We start from the raw sequence: 1,138 nt of genomic DNA on the forward strand, positions 1-1,138 counted from the left end.
AAACATACTATACGAGGAGTGAAGACGATGAAACTGCTGGCTATCGCGGGGGACGGCGCGTATCGGTTGGGAGCGATGCTGGATGACCGCCGAATCGTCGACGTAAAGGCGGCGCTCGGCGTTCATCCGGAGGACGGCATCGCAGCCGAGCCGATGGCGTTCATCCGGTCCGGTACGGCCGGACGGAAGGCGCTGGAACGCTATTTGGAGCGGTTGAGAGAGGAAGAATGCTCGGCGTTCGCCATCGAGGAAAGCGCCGTTGATTGGGGACCGTGCGTCCCCGCTCCGGGCAAAATCATCTGCACCGGCTTGAACTACCGCAAGCATGCGGACGAGTCGAAGCTGCCCTATCCGAAGGTGCCGCTGCTGTTCAATAAATTCAACAATGCGCTGGCCGCGCATGGCGACGACATTCGTCTGCCCGAAGGCTCGAACGAGGTCGATTACGAAGCGGAGCTTGGCATCGTGATCGGCAGCCGCGCCGCCAATGTCGATGTGTCCTCCGCGCTCGGCTGCGTGTTCGGGTACTGCGCCGTCAACGACGTTTCGGCCCGGGATTGGCAGATGCGGACGTCGCAATGGATGCTCGGCAAAACGTTCGACGGGTTTTGTCCCGCCGGCCCCTACCTCGTCACCGCCGACGAAATCGGCGATCCGCAGCAGCTGCAAATCATGACGCGGGTGAACGGGGAGCTGCGCCAGCATTCAAGCACACGGGACATGATTTTCACCTGTGCGGAAATTATCAGCTATATCTCCCGGCATATGACGCTCGAGCCGGGCGACCTCATTCTGACGGGGACTCCTGAAGGGGTCGCGTTCGGCATGCCGCTGGAGCAGCGCGCCTATTTGCGGCCCGGCGACGTTGTCACGGTCGAGATCGAAGGGCTGGGGGCGCTGACGAACCGGTTTGTCTAGCTGGAGCAGCAGGTAGCGGCCGGTCGAGGTCGAATGGCTTACAATTGCCTATAAAAGGCGGCAACGAACCGAAAGCTGGAAATGGCGGTGCGGGATAACCTCCCGACACCGCCATTCCTTTTTTAGAACGCCGACCCCGCAGGCGTGCCAGCAAATGCTGCATTCTTTACAACAAAAACGAGGGAATGAACCGCATTGGCGGATGATGTACAATAGTTTG

At 60.0% G+C, this 1,138-nt stretch carries 1 protein-coding gene; it reads left to right on the plus strand.

What is annotated here, in order from left to right; all coding sequences use genetic code 11:
* The first annotated feature begins 27 nt into the window (after positions 1-27).
* On the plus strand, positions 28-918 hold the full coding sequence (locus ABEV74_RS23120; protein ID WP_430150074.1) for a fumarylacetoacetate hydrolase family protein: 891 nt from the start codon (positions 28-30) through the stop codon (positions 916-918).
* The last annotated feature ends 220 nt before the right edge of the window (positions 919-1,138 follow it).

Origin of the sequence: Paenibacillus cisolokensis, assembly GCF_050481165.1 — a bacterium.
GTDB classification, from domain to species: Bacteria; Bacillota; Bacilli; order Paenibacillales; family Paenibacillaceae; genus Paenibacillus_AH; species Paenibacillus_AH cisolokensis.